This is a genomic window from Azospirillum sp. B506 (genome assembly GCF_000333595.1).
GTDB lineage: Bacteria > Pseudomonadota > Alphaproteobacteria > Azospirillales > Azospirillaceae > Azospirillum.
Genome location: NZ_BADK01000824.1, coordinates 1 through 2,054, shown reverse-complemented (window position 1 = coordinate 2,054; position 2,054 = coordinate 1). Strand labels below are relative to the sequence as shown.

Sequence of the window (2,054 nt, the reverse complement as noted above, 5' to 3'; positions counted from 1 at the left end):
GACCGGACATGCCGACGATGCCGTTCTCCGACTGGAAGAACACATGACGCCGGCGGGGACATAGCGGGCGACCAGGGTCGGCAGGCCGATGCCCAGGTTGACGAGATCGCCGTCCATCAGCTCCAGCGCGACGCGCTTGGCGATCAGGGTCTTTTCATCCATCACTCAATACTCCCCGATCAGCGCCGCGTGGCGGTGACGATATGGTCGACCAGCACCGATGGCGTCATCACCGCATCGGGCGGGATGCAGCCGACGGGCAGAATGTCCTCGGCCTCGGCGATGACGGTGGCGCCGGCCATCGCCATCAGCGGGTTGAAGTTGCGGGCGGTCAACGCGTAGGTGAGGTTGCCGTACAGGTCGGCCTGCTTGGCGGCGACCAGGGCGAAGTCGGCCTTGATCGGCATTTCCAGCAGATAGGTGACGCCGTCGATCTCGACCGTGCGCTTGCCCTCCTCCACCGTGGTGCCGACACCGGTGGGAGTCAGGACTCCGCCCAGCCCGACGCCGCCGGCACGGATGCGCTCGGCGAGAGTGCCCTGCGGCACCAGCTCCACCTCGATGTCACCGGCGATCATCTGCTTCTGCGTTTCGGGGTTCAGGCCGATGTGGCTGGTGACGACCCGGCGCACCAGCTTCTCCACCACCAGCTTGCCCAGCCCGTTGTTGGGGCGGGCGGTGTCGTTGGCGATGATGGTCAGGTCGCGTTTGCCCTGGCGGATCAGTTCATCCACCAGCCGGTTGGGGCCGCCGACGGCCATGAAGCCGCCGATCAGCAGGGAAGCGCCGTCAGGAATACGCGCGACGGCCTCTTCCAGGGAAATGAGTTTGTTCATCATGATCAGACGATCCCGGTCAGGTAGTAGACAGCGATCACGAAGAAGACCGCCAGCGTCTTGATGCAGGTGACGGCGAAGATATCGCCGTAGGACTGCCGGTGCGTCAGTCCGGTGACGCCCAGCAGGGTGATGACGGCGCCGTTGTGCGGCAGCGTGTCCATGCCGCCACTTGCCATGGAGGCGACGCGGTGCAGCACCTCCATCGGAATGCCGGCGGCGTTGGCTGTGGTGATGAACTGGTCGGCCATTGCCGCCAGCGCAATGCTCATGCCACCTGACGCCGATCCGGTGATGCCGGCCAGGGCGGTGACGGTCACCGCCTCGTTCACCAGCGGGTTGGGAATGGCGGCCAGCGCATCGCGGATCACCAGGAAGCCCGGCAGGGCCGCGATCACCGCACCGAAACCATACTCCGACGCCGTGTTCATCGAGGCGAGCAGCGAACCGCCGATGGCGGCCTTGGTGCCCTCGGCGAAGCGTTGGGACACCGGCTTCCAGGCGAAGGCCAGCACCATCAGGATGCCGCAGAGCAGAGCCCCTTCCACCGCCCAGATGCCGGCGACCGAGGAGACCTGGGTCACCAGCGGCTTGGCGCCGGGGGTCAGCGCCACTTCGTTGGTGGCCCCGTACAGGCTGGGAATCGCCATGGTGAACAGCTTGTTCAGAACACCGACGGCGACCAGCGGCGACAGCGCCAGGATCGGATTCGGCAGGACTTCCGAGGCGACTGTCTCCGGCTCGTTGGTGTGGCCGCTGCCATAACCTTCACCGCGCGCGATGGCCGAACGGACGCGCCATTCCAGATACAGCAGGCCCATCGCCAGGATGAAGACCGAGCCGATCAGGCCAAGCCAGGGGGCGGCATAGGCGTCGGTCTTGAAGAAGGTGGTGGGGATGATGTTCTGGATCTGCGGCGTGCCCGGCAGCGCGTCCATGGTGACGGTGAAGGCGCCGAGTGCGATCACACCGGGGATCAGTCGCTTGGGGATGTCGCCCTGCCGGAACATCTCCGCCGCGAAGGGATAGACGGCGAAGACCACGACGAACAGCGACACGCCGCCATAGGTCAGCAGCAGGCAGACCAGGACGATGGAGGGTCACGCACGCTCGCGCCCCACCAGCTTGATGACGGCCGAGACAATCGACTTGGAGAAGCGGACAGCTCGATCACCTTGCCGAACACGCGCCCAGCAGGAAGACCGGGAAATACAGCTT

General features: G+C 65.7%; 2 protein-coding genes and 1 pseudogene. All 3 read right to left on the bottom strand.

Going from position 1 to position 2,054, the window contains the following annotated elements:
• Positions 1–117 (bottom strand): annotated as a pseudogene (locus tag I71_RS40170) (hypothetical protein); the annotation flags it as partial.
• Positions 118–179: 62 nt separating this feature from the next.
• The gene (locus I71_RS25670; protein WP_244434055.1) at positions 180–839 is read right to left on the bottom strand and encodes a CoA transferase subunit A; all 660 of its coding nucleotides are present in this window, start codon (positions 837–839) and stop codon (positions 180–182) included.
• 2 nt (positions 840–841) lie between these two features.
• Complete coding sequence (locus I71_RS25665) at positions 842–1,894, bottom strand: GntP family permease (protein ID WP_244434054.1); 1,053 nt, start codon at positions 1,892–1,894, stop codon at positions 842–844.
• Positions 1,895–2,054 lie beyond the last annotated feature (160 nt).